Consider the following 4128-nt stretch of genomic DNA (forward strand, 5'->3'; position numbering starts at 1 on the left):
CCGATCATACGTTCAGGAATTTTGCGTCCAGCACAGCCTCAACCTGAAGATGTCCGGTACAGAGGCTACATCTAATAACCGCGAATAGGGGTTGACAAGGGCGGCCAGAAAGGCGCTAGGGAGAGGGCTCATGAGCCCTCTCGATCTGACTTTCCTGCCGCTTCCAGCCGCAGTGACGCGCCTCACCCAATGGATCGCTCCGCACATCCCAGCGAAATTGCTGCACCCACACGAGAAAATGTCAGACGCTGAGCTGCTCGCAGTCGCTCTACTCCAAAAGCTCCATAAGGTGACGTATTTCAGTCGGTGGTGGCGGTTTCTGAAGCTGAATCACTTCCCGCATTTTCCATCTGAGCCTCAGGCCCGTATCCGACTGGCTCGCCTGACCCCCGTGGTTGAGCGGCTCGCGACCAAAGTCCAGACAGTGGACTTCGTAGTAGTCGATTCCGAGCCCCTGCCTGTCTCGACGTTCAAACGTGCACCTCGGTGCAAATTTCGTGGAGCCCGTCATGGATTCAGTACCGCAGGCCCGGTGTACGGCTTCAAGCTGCACGCTTGGAGCGCCCTGAATGGCAAGATCGTGAAATACGACATTTATCCCGCGAATGAACATGATTTCACCGTACTGTGCCATATGAATCTGGAATGGGCCGCTTACGGTGGGCCAAAACAGATTGGGGATAAAGGGTATCAGTCGGGAACATGCCTGACGCCTCCCAAGGTGAACACCAAGCAGGTTGATCCGCGCTGGAAGCAAGAGTACGGGGCTGCGAGGAAGTGCGTTGAATCTGCTTTCTCCGTCCTAGTGGGTGCCGGGCTGCGCTGGGGACAGGTCAAGACCTATCTCAGTCTGCGATTGAAGGTCGCGCTGGGCGTCCTGGCACACAACCTGAAATTCATTCACCTCAGTGACTCAGTCTCGGTCTAAGAGGCACAGGCACGCCGACTATCGGTCACGTCAGGTCGCCGCGCGGCAACGCGATAGGCTCAGCTATGCGCGTATGGCGGGCAGGACCGAACTTCCGGCGATTATGGATCGCAAGTACGAGCGCCAATATGGGGGACGGCATCGGCAAAGCAGCACTGCCGCTGCTCGTTGTGTCCATCTCCCGCGACCCTATCGTCGTCGCCAGCCTCTTGACCTTTGCTTCGCTCCCCCGCCTGGTGTTCACGCTTCCGTTCGGTGCCCTCATTGATCGGCTCGACCGCCGCACTCTGCTCATCGTTGCCCACACCGTCCGTGGAGTGCTGCTCGGCCTGCTCGCACTCGCCGTCTTCACGGGACACCTCACCGTTACCCTCTTATACGGACTCGCTTTCGTCCTCGGCACGGCGGAGACGCTCGCGGACGGGACTGCCGAGACCTTGGTGCCGGTGCTTGTTGAGAACGAGCATCTTGAGGACGCCAATGGCGCGCTGTACGCCACGAGCGTGACGAGTAATGAGTTCGTCGGTCCACCGGTTGGGGGTCTGCTGTTCGCCGCCTTTCCTAGCCTGCCATTTCTTGTGAACGCTCTGGGCTTTCTCGGCAGTACGGCGCTCATCTCCACCCTACCCAGTCAACCCGCACGTCACGCTTTACCTCGCGAATTGTGGTGGCGCGAAGTGGTGGACGGCTTGAAGTGGCTGTGGTCGCACACGCTCCTGCGTTCTGTGGCGTTGCTGATGGCGCTCACGACGCTGCTCGACGCGGCCGTGTTTGCGCTATTCGTGCTCTTTGCGACGGCTCTCCCTGGCGTGGGTTCAGTGGGTTATGGTCTGCTACTCACGGTGGGTGCGGTCGGGCACATTCTCGGCAGCTTGTTGTCGCCGTATGTCTCACGGCGCTTCGGAGCTGGGCGGACTGTACTCGGCTCCGTGTTCGTCCTGGGGCTCATATACCTCGGCTTGAGCTGGGTCCATGCCCCGCTGCTCCTGGCGGCGCTGTTGATGCTCGACGGACTCAACCTGGGTTTGTCTGGGGTCGTGAGGGTGTCACTTCGTCAACAACTCGTGCCGCCGGACCTGCGGGGAAGGGTGGGCGGGGCGTACCGTTTCGTGGTTTCCTGCGCCGCCCCGCTCGGCGCGTTTCTAGGGGGGATGGTGGGTCAAACCCTGGGCTTGCGCGAGACCTTTGCGATCGCAGGTGGGTTGGCCCTCGTAGTCGCGGTGCTTTTCGTCGGTCGTGTCAACAATCGAGCAATTGCTCGCGCTGAGCAACAAGTGGGAGCCCAGACAGCGCAGTCCTAGCATCTGTTGGCAGGGAATCTGCTCCCCCTCACCTCGCTCTGTCAACCCCTATTCGCGGTAAATGGCAAAAGGCCATTCAAAAATTCGTTGAAATTTAAGTGAATATTTTTACTTGACTCCCACATGCCTTGAACATTTTTAGAATCGAAAGACCTGTGAAGTGCTAAACAGGCCTCAGTCAAGGTACTCCATCGGCCAGCCAGATTACTCCCTGGCACTCCCGGGTAATCACGAACAAAAGCCTCCAAGATGGAGATTCCAGCATCAGGTGCAGCGCTCATAATTTCAGCTGTCAAAGAAAGAGGTGACTCCAAATAAGTCAATGCGCTTAAAACAATGGGTTTATCCTCTTCCCTGTAATCGTAGAACTTCCTCAGCTCATGACGAAAAGTATCAACAGGCGGCAATTGATCGACTGCACCAGAATCACCAGCCAATCTTCTCAAAGCCATAAAGCGCGCCGTAATCTCAGGAGAAACGCCAGTTTTCATAATGTGTCCTTAGACGACAAGGTGAGATAACTTGTGCATCTTGGAGTTAAACAGTGTGCTGATAATAATGTGTTTTGCTCCCGCCGATTGAGGGTGCCGAATTAGCGCTCAAAGTCTAAGCCTTGCGTGCGCCCACTCGCGGTGAACTCCACCGTCTGTCCTTCCTGCACGCCGCGCCCCAGCTCGCGCGTCGGCGCTACGATGACCCGGTTTCCGTCCTGCACGGCGGACAGCTCACGCCCCTTCCAGGCCACTTCGCCGGCGTACTGCTGGCCTTTGGTCGTGGTGGCCACGTAGAGCCCATTCCAGTCCTGCCCGCGCTTCTCCAGGGCCTGTTCGGCCTGCTGCAAGGCCCTGACCGCCTGACGGTCGCTGATCTCCAGCAGCATCCGGCGCAGGCCTTCGTTGTCTCCCCGCGCCGATTCGATGCTGACCTGAATCATGCGTGCCTGGCTCACCACGGAGAAGTTCAGCTGGTGGCCCGCTTCCACCCCCAGTTCGCGCATGAACTCGCGTTGCGTGCGGCCGTTGCCTTCACGGAAGGGGTGGGCGGCGTTCATGTCCCCCATCAGCTCAGCGGCCTTCCCCGCGAACTCCGGCCGGGACAGGCCGCGCAGCTGGTTGTCTCGCTCCAGCTGGCGGAAGGTGCCCCGCAGGAAGGGCTCCACCATGGGGCCATCCGCAAAGCGGGTCCCGCCCTTTATCAGCCCTGCAGGAGGCATGAAGCGCTCGCCCTCGATGGTGGTCCACTCCCCGCGTGTCTTCCCCGCCCACTCGTACACGTCGCCGAACGCCCGGCGGTGGATCTCGCGCAGGTGGTCCAGATCAAAGCGGCCCACCGGCTGCTCCAGCTGCTGCATCTGGGCCAGGCGCACGGTGCTGATGGCGGTCTCGCGGGCCTGTAGCTCGGCGGCGTCCGTGATGCCCAGGCGGTTTTTGAAGGTGCCGGTTTCCTGGAGGTAAGGATCGGCGGCCACGGTCAGCCGGTCAGGGGCGGCGGGCTGGAAGTGGGGCCGTTTTCAGGCGCTCGACCACCTCATCCGCGCTCAACTCACCGCGCACGTACCCGTCCAGGTGACCTTCAAACGCGGGATTGATGTGCAGGCCTTCGAGGCGCGCTTCATGACGGGCGTGTTCCAGGGCCTTACGCCGGCGCTCCTGGGCCAGAATGGGAGAATCCTGTACGGTCATGCGTGCCGCCTCCTCTTCGTCCTACACGCAGAATATCACGAATGAACTGCCTCATTTTTCAGGACCTCATCCAGATCCTCAAGCCTCTCTTGATCATCTGATTCAGCTGGTGTCGTCGCCTGCATCTCGAGGGTTCTGGCAACTTAACCTCTGTAGGCTGGTGAGCTGTGACTGACCGGAAGCCCTACCGCCACCGTTTTCCCCTGAGCGTGATCGG

The 4128-nt window shown here is 59.7% G+C and carries 5 protein-coding genes; 2 read left to right on the forward strand and 3 right to left on the reverse strand.

The features are described from left to right. Positions 1 to 130 precede the first annotated feature (130 nt). Complete coding sequence (locus IEY69_RS21400; protein WP_189075096.1) at positions 131 to 928, forward strand: IS982 family transposase; 798 nt, start codon at positions 131 to 133, stop codon at positions 926 to 928. A 65-nt stretch (positions 929 to 993) separates the two neighbouring features. After that, positions 994 to 2229: an MFS transporter gene (locus IEY69_RS21405; protein ID WP_268243888.1), complete on the forward strand. Its 1236-nt coding sequence runs from the start codon at positions 994 to 996 to the stop codon at positions 2227 to 2229. Between the two features lie 41 nt (positions 2230 to 2270). Here IEY69_RS21405 and IEY69_RS21410 read toward each other — a convergent pair whose 3' ends face one another. From IEY69_RS21410 to IEY69_RS21420, 3 genes are all read right to left on the reverse strand, one after another. Continuing rightward, a complete protein-coding gene (locus IEY69_RS21410) occupies positions 2271 to 2720 on the reverse strand; it encodes a hypothetical protein (RefSeq protein WP_189075098.1) in 450 nt (149 codons plus the stop codon). Positions 2721 to 2821: 101 nt separating this feature from the next. Then, positions 2822 to 3697 (reverse strand): Fic/DOC family protein, encoded by an 876-nt coding sequence (locus IEY69_RS21415; protein WP_189075099.1) that lies wholly within the window; start codon positions 3695 to 3697, stop codon positions 2822 to 2824. Between the two features lie 10 nt (positions 3698 to 3707). After that, a complete protein-coding gene (locus tag IEY69_RS21420) occupies positions 3708 to 3911 on the reverse strand; it encodes an antitoxin VbhA family protein (protein WP_189075100.1) in 204 nt (67 codons plus the stop codon). Positions 3912 to 4128 lie beyond the last annotated feature (217 nt).

The organism is Deinococcus sedimenti (assembly GCF_014648135.1).
In the GTDB taxonomy this organism is placed as follows: Bacteria; Deinococcota; Deinococci; order Deinococcales; family Deinococcaceae; genus Deinococcus; species Deinococcus sedimenti.

Bases quoted from the DNA above. Each gene is read 5' to 3' on its own strand.
- IEY69_RS21400 (WP_189075096.1), top strand. From the start codon at position 131: ATGAGCCCTCTCGATCTGACTTTCCTGCCGCTTCCAGCCGCAGTGACG.
- IEY69_RS21405 (WP_268243888.1), top strand. From the start codon at position 994: ATGCGCGTATGGCGGGCAGGACCGAACTTCCGGCGATTATGGATCGCA.
- IEY69_RS21410 (WP_189075098.1), bottom strand. From the start codon at position 2,720: ATGAAAACTGGCGTTTCTCCTGAGATTACGGCGCGCTTTATGGCTTTG.
- IEY69_RS21420 (WP_189075100.1), bottom strand. From the start codon at position 3,911: ATGACCGTACAGGATTCTCCCATTCTGGCCCAGGAGCGCCGGCGTAAG.